The 17,791-nt window shown below is 72.2% G+C and carries 16 protein-coding genes and 3 pseudogenes; 11 read left to right on the top strand and 8 right to left on the bottom strand.

Annotated elements, in window-relative coordinates; genetic code table 11:
- Nucleotides 1-26: 26 nt before the first annotated feature.
- Nucleotides 27-338, top strand: a complete 312-nt coding sequence (locus ACF1GV_RS16325) for a hypothetical protein (RefSeq protein ID WP_391680810.1) — start codon at nucleotides 27-29, stop codon at nucleotides 336-338.
- A gap of 175 nt (nucleotides 339-513) precedes the next feature.
- Nucleotides 514-927, top strand: a complete 414-nt coding sequence (locus tag ACF1GV_RS16330; protein WP_391680812.1) for a hypothetical protein — start codon at nucleotides 514-516, stop codon at nucleotides 925-927.
- On the opposite strand, the gene ACF1GV_RS16335 is transcribed toward ACF1GV_RS16330, so the two are convergent.
- On the bottom strand, nucleotides 924-1,280 hold the full coding sequence (locus ACF1GV_RS16335) for a hypothetical protein (protein ID WP_391680815.1): 357 nt from the start codon (nucleotides 1,278-1,280) through the stop codon (nucleotides 924-926). The two genes, ACF1GV_RS16330 and ACF1GV_RS16335, sit on opposite strands and share 4 nt — an antisense overlap.
- A gap of 221 nt (nucleotides 1,281-1,501) precedes the next feature.
- On the opposite strand from ACF1GV_RS16335, the gene ACF1GV_RS16340 reads away from it, so the two are divergent.
- On the top strand, nucleotides 1,502-4,180 hold the full coding sequence (locus ACF1GV_RS16340) for a LuxR C-terminal-related transcriptional regulator (RefSeq protein WP_391680818.1): 2,679 nt from the start codon (nucleotides 1,502-1,504) through the stop codon (nucleotides 4,178-4,180).
- Between the two features lie 42 nt (nucleotides 4,181-4,222).
- Here ACF1GV_RS16340 and ACF1GV_RS16345 read toward each other — a convergent pair whose 3' ends face one another.
- Nucleotides 4,223-5,701: a glutamate--cysteine ligase gene (locus tag ACF1GV_RS16345; RefSeq protein ID WP_391680820.1), complete on the bottom strand. Its 1,479-nt coding sequence runs from the start codon at nucleotides 5,699-5,701 to the stop codon at nucleotides 4,223-4,225.
- A gap of 184 nt (nucleotides 5,702-5,885) precedes the next feature.
- Nucleotides 5,886-6,899, bottom strand: coding sequence for a bile acid:sodium symporter family protein (locus tag ACF1GV_RS16350; RefSeq protein ID WP_391680823.1), 1,014 nt, complete (start codon nucleotides 6,897-6,899; stop codon nucleotides 5,886-5,888).
- Between the two features lie 144 nt (nucleotides 6,900-7,043).
- Between ACF1GV_RS16350 and ACF1GV_RS16355 the strand changes: the two genes are divergently transcribed.
- Nucleotides 7,044-7,640, top strand: a complete 597-nt coding sequence (locus tag ACF1GV_RS16355) for a hypothetical protein (protein WP_391680826.1) — start codon at nucleotides 7,044-7,046, stop codon at nucleotides 7,638-7,640.
- Between the two features lie 69 nt (nucleotides 7,641-7,709).
- Here ACF1GV_RS16355 and ACF1GV_RS16360 read toward each other — a convergent pair whose 3' ends face one another.
- Nucleotides 7,710-8,081 (bottom strand): hypothetical protein, encoded by a 372-nt coding sequence (locus ACF1GV_RS16360; RefSeq protein ID WP_391680829.1) that lies wholly within the window; start codon nucleotides 8,079-8,081, stop codon nucleotides 7,710-7,712.
- On the bottom strand, nucleotides 8,078-9,817 hold the full coding sequence (gene ctaD / locus ACF1GV_RS16365) for a cytochrome c oxidase subunit I (protein WP_391680832.1): 1,740 nt from the start codon (nucleotides 9,815-9,817) through the stop codon (nucleotides 8,078-8,080). The genes ACF1GV_RS16360 and ctaD overlap by 4 nt, the downstream gene beginning before the upstream one ends.
- Nucleotides 9,818-10,142: 325 nt before the next feature.
- Here ctaD and ACF1GV_RS16370 point away from each other — a divergent pair, with 325 nt between their 5' ends.
- Nucleotides 10,143-10,880, top strand: a complete 738-nt coding sequence (locus ACF1GV_RS16370) for a flavodoxin family protein (protein ID WP_391680835.1) — start codon at nucleotides 10,143-10,145, stop codon at nucleotides 10,878-10,880.
- A gap of 15 nt (nucleotides 10,881-10,895) precedes the next feature.
- On the opposite strand, the pseudogene ACF1GV_RS16375 reads toward ACF1GV_RS16370, so the two are convergent.
- Nucleotides 10,896-11,231: pseudogene (locus ACF1GV_RS16375) on the bottom strand (PucR family transcriptional regulator); the annotation flags it as partial.
- 316 nt (nucleotides 11,232-11,547) lie between these two features.
- On the opposite strand from ACF1GV_RS16375, the pseudogene ACF1GV_RS16380 reads away from it, so the two are divergent.
- The 3 genes and pseudogenes from ACF1GV_RS16380 to ACF1GV_RS16390 all read left to right on the top strand — a co-directional run.
- Nucleotides 11,548-11,748: pseudogene (locus ACF1GV_RS16380) on the top strand (hypothetical protein); the annotation flags it as partial.
- A gap of 5 nt (nucleotides 11,749-11,753) precedes the next feature.
- Nucleotides 11,754-12,077 (top strand): annotated as a pseudogene (locus tag ACF1GV_RS16385) (ATP-binding protein); the annotation flags it as partial.
- Nucleotides 12,078-12,116: 39 nt separating this feature from the next.
- Nucleotides 12,117-12,638 (top strand): hypothetical protein, encoded by a 522-nt coding sequence (locus ACF1GV_RS16390; RefSeq protein WP_391681614.1) that lies wholly within the window; start codon nucleotides 12,117-12,119, stop codon nucleotides 12,636-12,638.
- A 22-nt stretch (nucleotides 12,639-12,660) separates the two neighbouring features.
- Here the strand turns inward: ACF1GV_RS16390 and ACF1GV_RS16395 are convergent, their stop codons facing one another.
- Nucleotides 12,661-14,727 (bottom strand): SpoIIE family protein phosphatase, encoded by a 2,067-nt coding sequence (locus ACF1GV_RS16395; RefSeq protein ID WP_391680838.1) that lies wholly within the window; start codon nucleotides 14,725-14,727, stop codon nucleotides 12,661-12,663.
- A gap of 1,000 nt (nucleotides 14,728-15,727) precedes the next feature.
- Nucleotides 15,728-15,910, bottom strand: coding sequence for a hypothetical protein (locus ACF1GV_RS16400; protein ID WP_391680840.1), 183 nt, complete (start codon nucleotides 15,908-15,910; stop codon nucleotides 15,728-15,730).
- Between the two features lie 372 nt (nucleotides 15,911-16,282).
- Between ACF1GV_RS16400 and ACF1GV_RS16405 the strand changes: the two genes are divergently transcribed.
- The 3 genes from ACF1GV_RS16405 to ACF1GV_RS16415 all read left to right on the top strand — a co-directional run bounded on the left by ACF1GV_RS16405 (nucleotide 16,283) and on the right by ACF1GV_RS16415 (nucleotide 17,563).
- Nucleotides 16,283-16,723 (top strand): hypothetical protein, encoded by a 441-nt coding sequence (locus tag ACF1GV_RS16405; protein WP_391680842.1) that lies wholly within the window; start codon nucleotides 16,283-16,285, stop codon nucleotides 16,721-16,723.
- 30 nt (nucleotides 16,724-16,753) lie between these two features.
- Nucleotides 16,754-17,239: a trehalase-like domain-containing protein gene (locus tag ACF1GV_RS16410; protein WP_391681616.1), complete on the top strand. Its 486-nt coding sequence runs from the start codon at nucleotides 16,754-16,756 to the stop codon at nucleotides 17,237-17,239.
- Between the two features lie 171 nt (nucleotides 17,240-17,410).
- Nucleotides 17,411-17,563 (top strand): hypothetical protein, encoded by a 153-nt coding sequence (locus ACF1GV_RS16415; RefSeq protein ID WP_391680845.1) that lies wholly within the window; start codon nucleotides 17,411-17,413, stop codon nucleotides 17,561-17,563.
- Nucleotides 17,564-17,791 lie beyond the last annotated feature (228 nt).

Genomic DNA, 17,791 nt, shown 5'->3' on the forward strand with positions numbered 1-17,791 from the left:
CCGTCCTCGGTGGGAACCCGCCCGCCATGGCGAAGTCACGGTCGCGCCGATACGCGGTGGCGGCGAGCAGCCGCTGGTGGAGCGACGAGGACGCGCGCTGGTTCCCCGCCGGCGAGGTGCACGCCTGGGAAGCGGGGATGAACCAGACCGTGTGCGGGCTGTCGCTGCACCGCTCCGAGCTGACCCGCTTCGCAGGCGTGCAGTGGGCCGACGCCCTGCCCGAATCGGGCGGCACCGCCGACGCGGTCCGCCGTGTGTGCCCCCGCTGCGCCTCGGCGGCAGGACGCGGCGCCCCCGGCACCCGCCGCGCCTGGCGACGCACCAACGCCCGTCCCTAGGGGGTGTCCGCGGGCGCGCCCGGTCTACCAGGCAGGGCGCCACGACTCCCCGCCAATCACTCCAACGAGTGAATTACAGGATGGATTTCCGGACGTCTCCCGCTCTGTCCGGTGTGCTGGGCCCGGCGGGCCCGAACCGGACGGGGCCTGCCGACGAGGCAGGGGAGTGGGGCGTATGCGTCTCATCGTGTGGTGTGCCTGGGTGCTGACGGCCGTTCTGGGCGGCTATCTCGCCACCGTGTGGATCCGCCACGGCGGTCTGCGCCAGCGCACGCCCGGCGTGACCCGGTTGCCGCTGTGGCTGGTGCTCGGGCACGTCGCGCTCGCGGTCGCGGGGCTCGCCGCCTGGACCGCGTACCTGCTGGGCGGGGTGCGCGGGTCGGCGTGGGCGGCCTGCGCGGTCGTCCTCATCGTCGCCGCCTTCGGGTTCATGATGCTGCTGCGCTGGCTGCCCAGCTCCGGCCGGCACTCGCACGCCGGCGAGGCCACCGCCGAGCGGCACTTCCCGCTGACCGCCGTCGTCGCCCACGGCACGAGCGCCGGTGCCACCGTGCTGCTCGTGGTCCTCGTCGTGCTGCGCATGGCCTAGGGCCTCTCGTTTGGATCATGCCGGGCTCGCGGAGTGCGCTGCGCCGGTGCGCTCGCCCGAGTGCGGGAGCGGGTGAACCAGCCGTGGACGGCGTCCCACGCGTGCGCTCGGGCGGCCTCCCAGTCCGGCTCCCAGCCGGGCCGCACTCCGCGCGCCCCCCACCCGTCGGGCCTGCGGTGCGGCACGTCGAGCCCGGCCGCATGGGCGGCGAGCGCCGCGTCGCACACCTCGCGGGCGATCCGCACGGCCTCCCGGCTGCTGTCGGCCTGGCCGGTGAAGACATAGCTGCCCCGCCGGTCGGGCTGGGCCGGGTGCCTGATCGGGACGTCGACCTGGAAGAACGGCTTGGCCACCACGTCCACCTTCCTGTGTCGGTCGGTCGGTGTGACGAACGTATGGGCGATCCGCCTTGCCTGCCATCCGGGGACGGGGCCCTACGTATACGCAATTAACCCGCTGTGTGCGCCCCGGCCCCGGTCGATCCCCGCCGACGTCTTTTGCTCCGGCCCACCTCGGACGCAGAATCGTCGTTCTGACGCTGGCAGAGCCGGGGGTCGACGACTGGAGCAATGTGGTGGCACTTGGTGACGCTCCGTGGATACAGAGGCTGCGGCGGACGCTGGACGGCGAGACGGGCCGGCCGGTGCTCGTACTGGTGGAGGGCCCCGCCGGCTTCGGCAAGAGCCGTCTCGTCCGGTGCCTGACCACGGCCCCTTGGGCGGCCCGCACGCCCCGTGAGGTGTGGGCGTGCGGCACGGGCGAGCCCCCCGCGCCGCCCGCCGGGGACGGGCCGCTGCTGTTCGTCGCCGAGGACCTGCACCGGGCCCGGGACCGGGACAGGGCATGGCTGCGCGAGATGCTGGAGGACGCGCGCCCGGGGCTGGCGGCCGTGGTCACCTACCGGTCGGAGGAACTGCCCGAGCCGGGACTGCCGCTCGGCACGCCGCCCCCGCACTACCCCTCCCGTCTGTCGGTGCGCAGGCACCGCCTGCAGCCGTGGAACGCCGACGACGTGCGCCGCTTCGCCGCCGAGGCCCTCGGCAGGCGCTGCACACCGGAGGCGGCCGCGCGGCTGTACGAGCGGTCCGCGGGCGTGCCGCAGGTCGTGGCCGACCTGGTGGAGGCCCTGCGGGACTGCCCCGAGGCACAGCGGTACACCGCCGCCGACGTCGACGCCGCCGGGGTGCCGGTCCGGCTGGCCGACCTCGTGCTGGGCCGTACCGCCGCGCTCGCGGAGCACCACCGGCCCGTGGTGTGGGCGGCGGCCGTGCTGGAGCGGCCCGCCACCGGCGCCGAGCTGCTCGCCGTGGCGGCCCTCGGGGAGCAGGAGGGCCGCACGGCCCTGGCCGCCGCGCTGGCGTCGGGGCTGCTCGTGGAGGCCGCCGGCAGCGGCTACCGGCTGATCTGCCCGCTCGCTGCCCTGGCCCTGCACCAGGTGCTGCCCGGCCCGCTCCGCGCTCACCTGCACGGACGGGCCGCGGACGCACTGGGCGCCCGGCATCCCGCGTCCTGGCCGGAACTGGCCCGCCACCGCCGCGCCGCCGGCCGTGTGCGCAGCTGGCTGCGGGCGGTGGAACGGGCCGCGGACCAGGCCCACGCCCTCGGGGAGAGCGCCCGTTATCAGGAGGCCATCGGGCTGCTGGAGCAGGCGATGGCCTCCCCGCTCGTCTCCCCGCAGGCCCGGGCCCGCCTGGCGCCCGTGCTGGCCCGCAGCGCGGTCGACGGGCTGCGCTCCGACCAGACCGTCGAGGCCCTCCAGCGCGTTGTCCGGGACGACACCCTGCCGGCCGCGGTGCGCGGCGAGATCCGCCTGGACCTCGGACTGCTCATGGTCAACCAGGTCGGCGGCGAGGACGGCCGCGCCGTACTGGAACAGGCCGCGGCGGAACTGCGCGAGGAGCGCCCGGCCCTCGCCGCGCGGGCCATGTGCGCGCTCGCCTCACCGCGCTGGCCCGGCACCGGCGCCGACGTGCACGAGAAGTGGCTGCGGGCCGCCGGCCAGGCCGCCGCCGACAGCGGCGACGAGGCCGCCCGGGCGGCCGTGGCCACGGCCCGGGTCACCCTCGCCACCATGCGGGGCGACCCGCGGGGCTGGGCCCTGCTCGACGCCCTGCCCACCACCAGCACGGACGCCCAGGCGCGCCGGCACGCCGCGCGCGGGCTGTGCAACGCCGCCGACGCGGCCGTCTGGCTCGGGCAGTACGAGCGGGCCGAGAAACTCCTCGCCGAAGGCGTCGAACTCTCCGTCACCAGCGGCTCGCCGTTCACCGAGCACACGGCGCTCGGGGCCCGCCTGACGCTCGACTGGATGCTGGGGCGCTGGCAGGGGCTGGCCGAGCGGTGCGAGACGTTCGTGGCCGCCACCTTCGACATGCCGCTCATCTCCAGCGACGGACGGCTGGTCCTCGGCCTGCTGGCGCTGGCCCAGGGGGAGTGGGGCAGGGCGGTGTCCTGGCTGTCGGGCGAGCGCGGCACGGCACCGGAGTACGTCTCGCCGAGCCAGTCCGCCACCATGTCCGGCGCGCTGATCCGCCGCGAACTGGCCCGTGACGAGGTGGCGAACGCGGCCGCCGAGGCCCGCGCGGCCTGGGAGAAGGTCGCCCGCAAGGGCATCTGGGCCTGGGCCGCCGAACTGGCCCCCTGGGCGGTCGAGGCGACCGCCCGCGTCGGCCGCGTACCGGAGGCGAGGTCCATGGTCGACGCCTTCGCCGAGGGGCTCGAGGGCGTCGACGCGCCCGGCGCCCGAGCCGCCGTGACCTGGACGCGGGCAGCGCTCGCCGAGTCCACCGGCGAGGTGTCCGAGGCGGCGGCGCTGTACCGCGAGGCCTGTGCGGCCTACGCCGGGCTGGGCCGGCCGTACGCGAGGGCACTGACCGCCGAAGGCGCCGGACGCTGCGCGCTGACAGCCCGCGACGGCGACGGCCCGGACTCCGTCGCCGCCGAACTCACCTCGTGCGTCGAGCAGTTCACGCATCTCGGGGCCACCTGGGACGCGGCCCGCACCCGCGCGCTGCTGCGCGTGCACGGCCCCGCACCCGAACGGCGTCCGAACGGCCGCCCCGCCTATGGCGACCAGCTCTCCCCGAGGGAGCACGAGGTGGCCCAGCTGGCCGGCTCGGGGCTGACCAACCGGGAGATCGCCGCCACCCTGCACCTGTCGCCCCGCACGGTGGAGCAGCACGTCGCCCGCGCCATGCGCAAACTGAATCTCACCTCGCGGCAGCAACTGGCCGAGCCGGGCGACGACATCTGACGGACGCGACGCAGGCCGGGGCCGCCAGGCCCGTGCCGGGCGTCATTCGACCGGCCAGGTGTGCACGGGGGCGTTGAGATGCATGTAGTCGATGTACTGCTGCGTCATGCGCCGCAGGGTCTCGTGGCGGCCCGTATGGGCCAGGGTGTCGAGGTGGTGGAACATCTCCGTCTGCCAGACCGCTCCGTTGCGCGCGGACACACAGCGCTGCTCGATGATGCCGAGCAGCGGCTCCCGCCACGCGTCGTCCATGCCGGAGCGCTCCAGACCCCGGTGCGCCATCGGCAGCAGCCGCCGCAGCACCAGCTCCGGCACGGGCACCTCGCCCATGCCCGGCCAGTACAGCCGCGCCTCGATGCCCTCCCGCGCGGCGGTGTGCAGGTTGTCCTCGGCGGCGGAGAAGGACATGCGCGACCAGACCGGGCGTTCCTCCTCGACGAGGGCGCGGGTCAGGCCGTAGTAGAAGGCGCCGTTGGCCAGGGTGTCGGCGACGGTCGGACCGGCCGGCAGGACGCGGTTCTCCACCCGCAGGTGCGGCTTGTCGTGGGCGATGGCGTAGACGGGCCGGTTCCACCGGTAGATCGTGCCGTTGTGCAGGGTGAGCTCGGCCAGGTGCGGGATGTCTCCGCGTCCGAGCGTCTCGGCCGGGTCCTCCTCGTCGCACAGGGGCAGCAGCGCGGGGAAGTAGCGCAGGTTCTCCTCGAACAGATCGAAGACGCTGGTGATCCAGCGTTCCCCGAACCACACCCGGGGGCGCACGCCCTGCACCTTGATCTCCTGCGGGCGGGTGTCGGTGGCCTGCTCGAACAGCGGGATGCGCGTCTCGTGCCACAGCTCCCGGTCGAACAGGAACGGCGCGTTCGCGGCCAGCGCGACCTGGACACCGGCGATGGCCTGGGCGGCGTTCCAGTAGTCGGGGAACTCCTGCGGGGAGACCTGCAGGTGGAACTGGGTGCTGGTGCAGGCGGCCTCGGGGGTGATCGTGTCCGCGTAGGTGCGCAGCCGGTCGACGCCGCCGATCTCGATGTGCAGGTCCTCACCGCGGGCGGCGAAGATCTGGTCGTTGAGCAGGCGGTAGCGCGGGTTCTCCGACAGCGCGGCCGCACCGACGTGCTGCTGCCGCAGCGTCGGGAGGATCCCGATCATGATCAGGTGGGCGCCGACCGAGCGGGCACGCTGCTCGGCGTGGTTGAGCGCGGCACGGATCTCCGCCGCCCAGGAGTCGGGGCCGCCCTCGGTGAGCCGGCGGGGCGGGATGTTGATCTCCAGGTTGAACCGGCCCAGCTCCGTCGACCAGGCCGGATCAGCGATCGCCTCCAGTACGTCGCTGTTGCGCATCGCCGGCTCGCCCCGATCGTCCACCAGGTTCAGTTCGATCTCCAGACCGACCTGGGGCCGTTCGGCGTCGAACCGTGCCTCACGCAGCATCTGCGCGAGGACGTCGAGGCACTGCTGCATCTTGCTCCGGTACCGGCGTCGGTCCTCACGGGTGAAGACCAGTGCCGGAACGTCCCGTCCCATGGGCCCTCCCGGTCGCGCCTGTCCTGCGCTGCCGCTCACCCCAGAATCCCACCGCCGGCCGAGGGCGACCAGACGGGGCGCCGGCGTGCGCACCGCAGGCCGAGTACCCCCCTTCGCCGGACCACCACCGCCCGTGGACGGCCCGCCGGTGGAGTACGGCCGGTGTACGCGCCCGGGGTGTGCCTCACGCGTCGGCCGTGCCCCGCCGCTCCGGTGCGCGGCGCGCCATCCAGGCGGCCACGAGCGCGCCGGAGACGTTGTGCCACACCGAGAACACGGCGGCCGGCAGCGCGGCGAGCGGCGTGAAATGCGCGGTGGCCAGTGAGGCGGCGAGGCCGGAGTTCTGCATGCCGACCTCGAAGGCCATCGCGCGGGAGGCCGGGCGGCCCAGGCGGGCGAGCCGGCCGCACCCGTAGCCGAGGGCCAGGCCGCATCCGTTGTGCAGCACGACGGCCACCAGCACGGTGAGCGCGGCGGACTTCAGCGCGCCGGCGCTGCCCGCGACGACCACGGCGACGATCACCGCGATCGCCAGGGACGACAGCCACGGCATGGCACCCAGGACGCGCTCGATCCGCCGCCCGGCGACCAGCCGCACCACGAGTCCGCCGAGAACGGGCAGCAGCACGGTCTTGAGGATGTCGGTCACCATCGACCCCGCGTCGACGGGCAGGTACTGACCGGCGAGCAGCAGCGTCAACGGCGGCGTGAGCAGCGGTGCGAGCACCGTTGAAACGGTGGCGACGGACACCGACAGCGCGACGTCGCCCCGGGCGAGGTAGGTGACGACGTTGGACGCGGTGCCGCTGGGGGCACAGCCGACCAGGATCACCCCGGCCGCGAGCGCGGGCGACAGGTGCAGCAGATGGGCGATGAGCCAGCCCAGGCCCGGCATGATCACGTAGTGGGCCACGAGACCCAGGAGCACGACCCAGGGCCGCCGGGCCACGCCGCGGAAGTCCTCCAGGGACATGGTGAGTCCCATGCAGAACATGACCACGCCGAGCAGATACGGCACCCAGGGGCCGTAGCCGGTGAACATGCCGGGAGAGGCGAGACCGAGGGCGCCCGCCGCGACGACGAGAAGGGGGAAGACGGTGACGGCTCGCCGGGCGGCGCGGTCCGCGGGGCCAGGGCCAGGGCCGGTGGCCTGCGCGGCCGGACCGGAGGTCGTGGTCGGGATGTTGGAGCTCTGCATGGAAACATGTAAAGGCCACGCATCCTGCCTGGCAACATCGTCTCGCGATCCGGGCCGGGTCGAACGAAGGGACCATTCGGCAAAGAGTCAGCTCGCGCACTGTCACTACGATGCTCGCGGCGACCGAGAGGGGACGGCAGGACGATGGGCGACTACTACGAGCGGATCGTGGACCTCGAAGTGAGCGGCGAGGAGGCCGGCCGGCTCGCGCAGCGGACGGTGGACCGGATGGTGGCCGAGGGACTGATCACTCGGGAGACGTCCGGCGAGGCGGTGTACAGCCTGCACGTGGACACGGGCCATGTGCCGGGCCCGCGCTGGGCACGGGCCGTGGCCGACGCGTCGGACCCGACCTGGCTGCCGGGACCCGTGGCCGTCGTCGTCGGACGCCACCAGCACGTCGGGGGCCAGGGACAGGACGAGGCGGCGTACGCCGTCTGCCCGCGCTGCCGGACCCGGACGGTCGTCATCGACCATCCGCAGCAATGGGAGGCGGACGAGGCGATCTGGCGGCCCTTCAGGGACGGCATCGCCTCCTGGGAGGAGACGGGAGAGGGCGCCGCGCCCTGCTCCGCCTGCGGCGCCCGTGTCCCGGTCACCGAGTGGCAGTGGGAGGACGGCTTCGCGCTGGGCGCCCTGGCCTTCGAGTTCTGGGGCTGGCCCCCGCTCGCCCCCGACTTCCTAGACCGGTTCGGCCGGCAGCTGGGCCACCGCATCGCCCACCACATGGGCAAGTTCTGAACCACGCGCGAGAACGGATACGACGCAGGGGGCGCGGCCCGGCGGGCCGCGTCCCCGTCCCGTGGTCCGTCAGCGCACCGCCGTGGACACCACGGCCCCGACCCCCGTGGCGCAGGCCAGGACGGCCGACCCCAGGACGGCGTGCCAGGTCAGCAGGCGCTGCCGCAGCTGGGCGTAGCGGGCCTCGTACTCGCCGCGCAGTTCGCCGGCCCGGCGCAGCGTCACCCGCAGCCGCTCGCGGGTGAGTTCGATGTGCTGTTCGGCATAGAGCCGAGCCACCTCCTCGGCCTGCGCGGTGGTCAGCCATGGCAGACCGGCGCAGAAGGCCTCGGCCGCGCGCCGCGCCTGTTCCCGGTCGGCCTCGGCGAGGAGGTAGCCCTCGATCTCGTCGGCCAGCGCCGCCCCTTGGTGCCGGGCGAGGGAGTGAGCCGAGTCGGTCATCGCCGCTCGCCTTCGTGCCCGGCGGCGTCGACGGCGTCACGCCGGCCGGTGAGCGCCTTCTGGTCCAGCTCGGAGATATCCGGGTGGTGCAGGTCGAACGCCGGGGACTCGCTGCGGATCCGCGGCAGGGTGAGGAAGTTGTGCCGCGGCGGCGGGCAGGAGGTGGCCCACTCCAGGGAGCGGCCGTAGCCCCACGGGTCGTCGACACCGACGTGCTTGCCGTGCTTCGACGTCTTCCAGACGTTGTACAGAAACGGCAGCATGGACAGGCCGAGTACGAAGGAGGCGATCGTCGAGACCGTGTTCAGGGCGGTGAAGCCGTCCACCGCCAGGTAGTCGGCGTAACGGCGCGGCATGCCCTCGGCGCCCAGCCAGTGCTGCACCAGGAACGTGCCGTGGAAGCCGACGAACAGCAGCCAGAAGGTCATCTTGCCCAGGCGCTCGTCGAGCATCTTGCCGGTGAACTTCGGCCACCAGAAGTGGAAGCCCGCGAACATCGCGAAGACGACCGTGCCGAACACGACGTAGTGGAAGTGCGCCACCACGAAGTACGAGTCCGAGACCTCGAAGTCCAGTGGCGGCGAGGCCAGGATGACACCGGTCAGACCACCGAAGAGGAACGTGACGAGGAAGCCGGTGGCCCACAGCATCGGCGTCTCGAAGGAGAGCGCGCCCTTCCACATCGTGCCGATCCAGTTGAAGAACTTCACCCCGGTCGGGACGGCGATCAGGAAGGTCATGAAGGAGAAGAACGGCAGCAGCACCCCCTGGGTGACGTACATGTGGTGCGCCCAGACGGTGGCGGACAGACCCGCGATCGCGATCGTCGCGGCCACCAGGCCCATGTAACCGAAGATCGGCTTACGCGAGAAGACCGGAATGATCTCGGTGACGATGCCGAAGAACGGCAGGGCGATGATGTACACCTCCGGATGGCCGAAGAACCAGAAGAGGTGCTGCCACAGCAGTGCCCCGCCGTTGGCCGGATCGTAGACATGGGCGCCGAACTTGCGGTCCGCCTCCAGGGCGAACAGCGCGGCCGCCAGGACCGGGAAGGCCAGCAGGACCAGGACACCGGTCAGCAGCACGTTCCACACGAAGATCGGCATGCGGAACATGGTCATGCCCGGGGCACGCATGCAGATGATCGTGGTGATGAAGTTGACCGAGCCGAGAATGGTGCCGAAGCCGGAGAAGGCCAGACCCATGATCCACATGTCGGCGCCGATGCCCGGCGTACGGATCGCGTCCGACAGCGGCGTGTAGGCGAACCAGCCGAAGTCGGCCGCGCCCTGCGGGGTGAGGAAGCCGCCCACCGCGATCAGTGAGCCGAACAGGTACAGCCAGTACGCGAACATGTTGAGCCGGGGGAAGGCGACATCCGGCGCGCCGATCTGCAGCGGCATGATCCAGTTGGTGAACCCGGCGAACAGCGGCGTCGCGAACATCAGCAGCATCACGGTGCCGTGCATCGTGAACGCCTGGTTGAACTGCTCGTTCGACACGATCTGCAGACCCGGGCGGGCCAGCTCGGCGCGCATGAGCAGTGCCATGATGCCGCCGATGAGGAAGAAGGCGAACGACGTCGACAGGTACAGCGTGCCGATCGTCTTGTGGTCCGTGGTCGTCAGCCACTTCACCACGACATTGCCGGGACGCTTGCGCCGCAGGGGCAGCTCGTCCTGGTAATACGCCTCTTCGGCTGGGGAACCTTGGGGATCGTTGAGGATGCTCACAAGCTGTGTCTCTCTCGAAAGACCGGCTTCGCCACGTCAGTCAGGCCATCCTTGCCGGACGCAGTCCGGGGCGTCGCCCGGAAGCAGCGACACGCGGCTGTTCACGTGACGATCGCACACGAACGGAGCAATGGACGCGCGGGCAGCCTCCTGCCCGCGCCCCGCCCCGTCCGCGTGACCCTTCCGGCCGAGCCGCACTCGCGTACACCTGTCGTCGGCAGCGCCCTCGTTGCGGTGGCAGTCCTGCCGCCCGGACCGCAAGCTGGAGCCGCACCCGCACGCATCGCCGCGCACCCGTACGGCGGAAGGCCTCCAGGAGGATCGTGTGACCGCTTCGCCGCCCGCAGGCGACCCACCCCCGGCCCGGTACGACGACCTGCGCGCGTTGGTGATCAACTGCACCCTCAAGCGCTCCCCGGCGACCAGCAACACCCAAGGACTCGTCGACCGCAGCCGCGCCATCATGGAGGCGCAGGGAGTGCGGGTCGACGTCGTCCGCGCCGTGGACCACGACATCGCCACCGGCGTGTGGCCCGACATGAGGGAGCACGGCTGGCAGACGGACGCCTGGCCGCAGTTGTACGAACAGGTCATGGCCTCGGACATCCTGGTCCTCGCCGGTCCCATCTGGCTGGGCGACAACAGCTCGGTGATGAAGCAGGTGATCGAACGCCTCTACGCCTGCTCCAGCCTGCTCAACGACGCCGGTCAGTACGCCTACTACGGCCGCGTCGGCGGCTGCCTCATCACCGGCAACGAGGACGGCGTGAAGCACTGCGCCATGAACGTCCTCTACAGCCTGCAGCACCTGGGCTACACCATCCCTCCCCAGGCCGACGCCGGCTGGATCGGCGAAGCGGGACCGGGGCCGTCGTACCTCGACCCGGGGTCGGGCGGTCCGGAGAACGACTTCACCAACCGCAACACGACGTTCATGACCTGGAACCTGCTGCACCTGGCGCGGGCGTTGAAGGACCTCGGCGGCATTCCCGCCTACGGCAACCAGCGCACCGCCTGGGACGCAGGATGCCGCCGGGACCACGACAACCCCGAGCACCGATAGCCCGGGTCGGGACGATGCGCGCACGCTGAGGCAGAGCCGCCGGGCGGCCTCGGCGGCGACGCACCCCGAGTCGAAGCAGACCGTCAGCGTCGGCAGCAACGGCTCCGCCCCGCCGCGCGCCGCGGTGAGCGGACCGAGGGTGCTCAGGACCAGGTCGGCCATGGCCTGCCGGTCACGGGCCAGGACGGGATGGACCAGCAGGTCGGTGGCGTACAGGATCGGGTCGTCCAGACCGAGCCGAGGGACCATCTCCAGGCAGTTCAGCGCCTCTTCGTAGGAGTGGACGACCCCGCCCGGTCCCGGCTGGGCGCGGCCGACGGCCCCCCTTCCGCCGTCGGTCGCCGCGTGGGCCTAGAGCAGGTCGTCGATGAACTCCTTGCGGGCCGCCGCTTCCTGACGCAGCGCCAGAAGATGTGCACGCTCGTACCCCTCGGGGGTCCCCCCGCTTTCGATGTGCCGGTGACGGATTCCTGGCGGTTCACCGGCACGGAGACCTTGGTGAACATTGCCGGACACCGGCAATGCGGATGTTCGGGCCAAGCGTGCACCATGTCGCCAGGGGAGCACTGCGATGGCCCGATGCCGGACACCTGCCGGTGCCCGGCATCGGGCCAAACCCCGCCCCGCTCGCCGCCTTCCGACCTCTCCGGCCCCAAGGACGTATGCCCTGACTGCCATCGGCGTGCTCGTTGCGGTCCTCCTCGTCGCCGTCGCCGTCGTGCTGTTCGTCTTCTCCCGGCTGTTCCGCAAGGTCGAGCAGGGCAAGGCGCTGATCGTGTCCAAGACCCGCAAGGTCGACGTGTCCTTCACCGGGCAGGTCGTGCTGCCGGTGCTGCACAAGGCCGAGGTGATGGACATCTCGGTGAAGGCCACGCCCAGCGCGTCCGTCCGGTGATGAACGCCGCGGAGGTCGACGCCCTGCTCGACGACCACTTCAGCGCCGAGGCCCAGACCCTGACCACGGATGCGGAGGCCAACCTGCTGAAACTGGCGGAACCGCGCGGCACTCGGACGGCGGAGCAGGCCGCCCGCTGGGCGGAGGTCAAGAACGCCTACGTCCGGATGCACACCCTCGGCCGCCCCGGCGACGAGCCACTGGTGCGCGCGATCGCCGCGCTGGGCCTGCTCCCGGACCGGATGGCGGCGGTGGAGACGGCCATCAACCGGGCGGCAGATCCGCACAGCAGAGGTTTTTGAACATGTTCAATTCGGGCGTATGCTGCCGCCATGAGCGATGTGAGCGGCAGAGCCGCCCTGCTGAAGGGCGTTCGCGCCTGGCTGGTCCTCTTCGTCGTCTGCCTGGTGCTCAGCGGCGCCACGGCCTTCCCCCTGGTGCACGAACTGCACTGGACCGAGTCGGTGTTGCGGGCGCTGTCCGTGCCGGACCATCTGCCGGGTCTGATGCGGTGGATCGAGCGGGTGCGCGACGGCCTGGACGCCACCGACGCCCGTTACCCCTTCCTCCTCTACGGCACCGACTGGCTGGCCTTCGCCCACCTGGTCATCGCGGTGGCTTTCTACGGCCCCTACCGCGACCCCGTCCGCAACATCTGGGTCGTCGAGTTCGGGATGATCGCCTGTGCCGGCATCATCCCGCTGGCCCTGATCTGCGGCCCGTTGCGCGGAATCCCCTTCTGGTGGTCGGTGATCGACATGTCGTTCGGCGTGTTCGGAGTGATCCCGCTGTACGTCGTACGCCGCAAGATCAAGCAGTTGGCGGAGATGACCGCGAAGGCGCGGGCGACGCCGGCCACTTGACGGCGCCGGGCGCCGGGCCCGGCTACAGCGCCCGTGCCACCAGGAGGGCGACGTCGTCGTGGTCGTCGGGCTGGCGCAGGCCGTAGAGGAGGAGGTCGCAGGTTTCCTCCAGGGGGCGTTGGGGTTCGTCGAGGAAGCCGAGGAGGGCGTTCAGGCGGTCGTCGATCGGGTGCTGGCGGGTTTCGACCAGGCCGTCGGTGTAGAGCACCAGCAGGTCGCCGGGGCGCAGTTCGGCCGTCGTGGTCTCGAACAGGACGCCGCCGATGCCGAGCGGGGCGCCGGAGGGCACTTCGAGTAGCCGCGCAGGTTCGCCGGCACGGGCCAGCGCGGGGGGCATGTGTCCGGCGTTGGCTATGCAGCACTGCCTCGTATGCGGGTCGTACACGATGAAGACGCAGGTCACGATGTAATGCTCGAGATCGCAGGTGATCTTGTCCAGGTGCCGGAGCACCTCGCTCGGGGGCAGGTCCAGATCCGCGTACGCGCAGGTCGCGGTCCGCAACCGTCCCATGGTGGCGGCGGCGTCGATGCCGTTGCCCATGACGTCGCCGACGACCAGGGCGGTCTTGTCGCCGGTCAGCTTGATGACGTCGTACCAGTCGCCGCCCACCTCGCTGGTCGCCTGTGCCGGCTGGTACCGGGAGGCGAGCTCCAGACCGGTGTGGTGTGGCGGATGGTCGGGCAGCAGGCTGCGCTGGAGGGTCAGGGACGTGTTGCGCACGCTCTGGAACCAGCGCGCGTTGTCGATGGCGATCGCGGCCCGGCCGGCCAGCTCGCCGGCCAGGATGACGTCGTCCTCGTCGAAGGGGAGCGGGTTGCGGGTGCGCTTGAGATCGAGGGCGCCGAGCACCTCGCCGTGGGCGATCAGCGGAACGGCGAGATAGGAGTGGACCCCGGCACGCGCGAGAAGCGCGGCGGCCTCGGCGTCGCGGGCGATCCGCGGCAGATCCTGCTCAGCGACGTGCCGGACGAGCACCGGCCGGCCCGTGTGCACGCACAGAGTGACCAGGCGGTCCCCCTCGTAGGCGGCGAGGTCGCCGGGGGCGTCCGCGGCGCGCAGTGCCACGGAGGGGTGGTCCGCCTTGAGAGCGAGGGCACGGAACAGCTCCGGACCGTTGTCCGGCTCGCGCATCCGGCGGCAGGCCAGAGCGGAGTCCAGTACGTCGACGGCGACCACGTCGGCCAGCGCGCCGCTGGCGATCTCGGCCAGCTCGGCGGCGGTCTGCTCGACCTCGAGCGAGGTGCCGACACGGGTGGAGGCGTCCGCGATCAGGGCCAGCCGGCGCCGTGCCCGGTCGGCCTCGGCCGCCACCCGGTGCCGTTCGGTGACGTCGACGACCGACATGGCCGCGCCGAGCACCCGCCCGCCCGGGTCCTCCAGCCGGTAGAAGGACACCGACCAGGCGCGCTCGTGCTCGGGGGCGGAGCGGGCCCGGCCCACGTGGTACTGGTCGAGCAGCGGTGTGCCGGTGGTGAGCACCTGCCGCAGCGCGGACTCGATGCTGTCGACGTCGGGGAAGGGCAGCGTCTCGCGCAGATGACGGCCGATGTGGTCCTCGGCCGGAATGCCGTCGAGCCGCTGCAGCGCCGGGTTGACCAGTTGGTAGCGCAGTTCGGGGTCGAGCATGGCGAGACCGATCGGGGACTGGTTGATCAGCCGTTCGCACAATGCCAGATCGGTCTCGACCCGCTGCAGCAGGCTGTGGTCGGCGGCGAGCCCCAGGGCGTAGACGTCGCCGAGGTCGTCGAGCAGCCGCATGTTGCGGAACTCCATCAGCCGCGTGCTGCCGTCCTTGTGCCGGATCGGGAACGCGCCGGCCCAGCTCCGGCCCGTCTCCAGGACCTCCGCGAACAGTTTGAGGACCCCTTGCAGATGCTCGGGATGAATGATCAGCCGGGCCGCCGGCCTGCCCAGCGCCTCGGCTGCGGAGTAGCCGAACAATTCCTCCGCCTGCGGCGTCCAGAACACGATGCGTCCCTCGACGTCGAGCACCAGCGCAGCCACGCTCAGCACATCCAGCAGGCTGGTCTGCCGGTGCGCCTCGGTGCCGTACTGATCGCCGTCGGGCGGGAAGGTCTCGGCTGTCATCCCTGCGCCTCCTGTACCGGTCGGCAGCACCCGCCGGCCTTCGCCGTCCTCGCCGTACGGCTGGGAACCCGGCCCCTCCATGCTCCCTCGCCTCCCCGGCGAGGGCGAGACAGCCCCGTACGGCTTCCGGCCGGCCCTCCCGGAGCAGGCGGGCCCGCCGCCGGCCCATGCAGATCTGGCGGACAGGCAGCACCATGGGTCCTGTAAGCGGACAAGCGGGATCATGATCCTCACGCGGACGAGAAGCCCCCGTGATCCTGTCGAAGGACGCACGACATGGACCCTGCGCGAAACGGCTCCGATCCACCCGCGGCCGCGGGGGCGCGCGACCCCCTCGCCCGGCCCGGCGCCGACCTCGGCACCCTGTGCCGGGGAGCCGTCCAGCACCTCGTGCACACCCCCCAGTCCGACAACGTCGCCCTGCCGCCGGCCCGCACCCACGCGGTGGGTCCCGACCAGGTCGTCCTCCTGGGACGTGCCCGTCGACCCGGCCGCCGTCGGCGATGTCCGAGCCCGCGCCACGCGCCAGGTGGAGGTGTGGGGCTTCGAGGAACTGGCGATGGCGACGGAACTCATCGTCAGCGAACTCGTCACCAACGCGATCCGGCAGCAGCGACAGCACCGCGCGTCCCCGCGGCGAGCGGCACGGCCGGGTCCAGCCGTGACCGCTCGGGTGCGGCACCGCCGGCCTGCCCGAAATAGTAGGCCTCCGCACGCTCGGTCAGCCGCCGTGTCGCGGACCGGTACGACACCGCCATGTACGGCACCCACACCAGGGGCGCCACCATGCCCGGCCATGAACACCAGCCCGCGGAAGGCCATCCGGGCCACCTGGGTGTAGCGGGAGCGCCGGCTCGTGGCCGTGGCAGGCGTGAGCAGGCCCAGCAGGCGGGCCATCCGCAGGGTGAGGCGCCACAGGCCGGCGCGACGGGTTCCCTGGGAGCCGGGGTGGCCGTCGCCGAGGAGCGCGCGCCGCGTGGTCGCCGGCGCATCGGCGGCCCTACCGGTGTCGGCGTACGCCCTGCAGGACGAGAACGTCGGCCGCCCGGTCCTCGGAAGCGGCGTCCCGGCCGCTCACCGCGGCGGGCTTCAGTACGGTGCGGTCCTGGCCGAGCAGCGCGGTGCAGAGCGTGAACGGCACCAGCAGCAGGACGGGCCCGCCGGCGAAGGCTCCCTCCGTCACGACGGTGCGCTCGCCGCGCGCGGCCACCCGGCGGCGCAGCTCCGCGACCGGCGCGTCGGGCCGACGCTCGCGCAGGCGTGCCGTATGGCGGCCGGCGGCGTGCCCCAGGTGCCTACCGCGAACAGCGCGAGGTGTTCCGGAAGGTGGCCCGGGCCGGCGCGCACCTGACGCAGCAGCGACCGCGGCAGCGACCGCCCGGCGGTCGCCGACGGACGGGCGCCGGCCCTCGTCACCCGCCCGGCCCACCCCACATGGCCGTACGGCTGCGGCGGCCGGACGCTCGTAGGGCTGACAGAACTTCCGTTCGGCGACGTCACGGCGGTTTCCCGGCGGCGACGTCACGGGAGCCACCGGGCAGGAGAAGGGACCCCCATGAGCCAGGCCGCACAGCCGAACCGTTCCGACCGCCCCTGGCCGCCACAGCCGGCCGGCACGAGCGGCGGCTGGGCCGCGGGCGGGGTCGTCTTCGCCGCCGTCATGCTGGTGTGCAGCGGCGTCCTCGCCGTCCTCCAGGGCATCGCGGCGGTCTCCAAGGACGACGTGTACGCCCGCGTCGGCACCTACGTCTACGAGATCAACCTGACCGGCTGGGGCATCATCCACATCGTCATCGGAGCGCTCGCCGCGCTCACCGGAGCGGGCCTGTTGAGAGGCATGGCCTGGGCGCGCTTCGCGGGCATCTTCCTGGCCTCGCTCAGCCTGATCGCGCAGTTCCTGTTCCTGCCCTACCATCCCGTCTGGTCCCTGGTCGTGATGGCGATCGACGTCTTCATCGTCTGGGCGCTGGCCAGCCACCGGGAAGCGACGAGCTGACACCCGGGCACCGCGCGACGCTACCCGCCCATCGCCGGCCACGGCCTCGTCGGAGACCTCCAGACCGTCGCGCTGGTCTCCTCCGAGGGCGTGGTCGACCGGCGGTGCGCGCCCCGTTCCGACTCGTCCGGCATCTTCGGGGCCCTCCTCGACCACGACCGCGGCGGCCACTTCGCGATCACCGTGGAGGGCCCGGACGTCACCACCCGCCAGCTGCACTTCCCGGACACCGCGATCCTCGTCACCCGGTTTCCTCACCCCGGAGGGGGTCGGCGAGGTCGTCGACCACATGCCCCTGGACCGCCCGCAGACCCCGAGCTCCCGGCACCGGTTCATCCGGGCGATGCGGGTGCCGCGCGGACGGATCCGGTTCCGCCTGACCTGCCGCCCTCGCTTGGCCTACGGCCGCGGGCGGCACCGCCTGCAACTCCACGAGGGCGCCGCCCGTTTCGCGGGTCCCGGTACGGACGCCCTCCTCCAGCCGGTGGCCGCCGTACGCCTGGAACGGGGCGGTGACGACGTATGCGGCCAGGCCGAGCTGACGCAGGGTCGGACGGCTGCGGCTGCCCGTCCACGCCCTGCTCGACCTGGGGCACGAGGAGGAGGCGCACGCCGTCCGTCAGTGGACGTGAACGCCCTGGCCCCCGCGCCGGTCGCCTGGACCAGGCCCGCTACGGCTTCGGCAAGATGCTCACCTACGCCCACCACGTCGGCGCCTTCGCCGAGGAGTTCGGCCCGTTCGGTGAACAACTGGGCACCTTCCCGCAGGCGTTCACCCGCCTCGCCCTGGTCACCGCGGCGACGGCACTTGACGAGGCGCTCGACCGGGCCTGGAGCTGAGCGCGAACGACTGGTTCACGTGGGGCTGTGAGGTGAATCAAGCCCGCCCCAGTGCCCTCCAATGACGGTGCCAATCGCATCCTATGGGGTAGCAAAGAATTCCCTGCGGTACTGCCGGTCCGCGCGCGGCGGACTTATGTTCCTCCCGCACCCTGTCATGCCATGTTCAACCAGCATGCGGGGCGTTGTGTGTCATGCTCATGACTGCGTCGTTCTGCCGCCGCTGCG

Source organism: Streptomyces sp. NPDC014006, from assembly GCF_043088925.1.
Classification (GTDB): Bacteria; Actinomycetota; Actinomycetes; order Streptomycetales; family Streptomycetaceae; genus Streptomyces.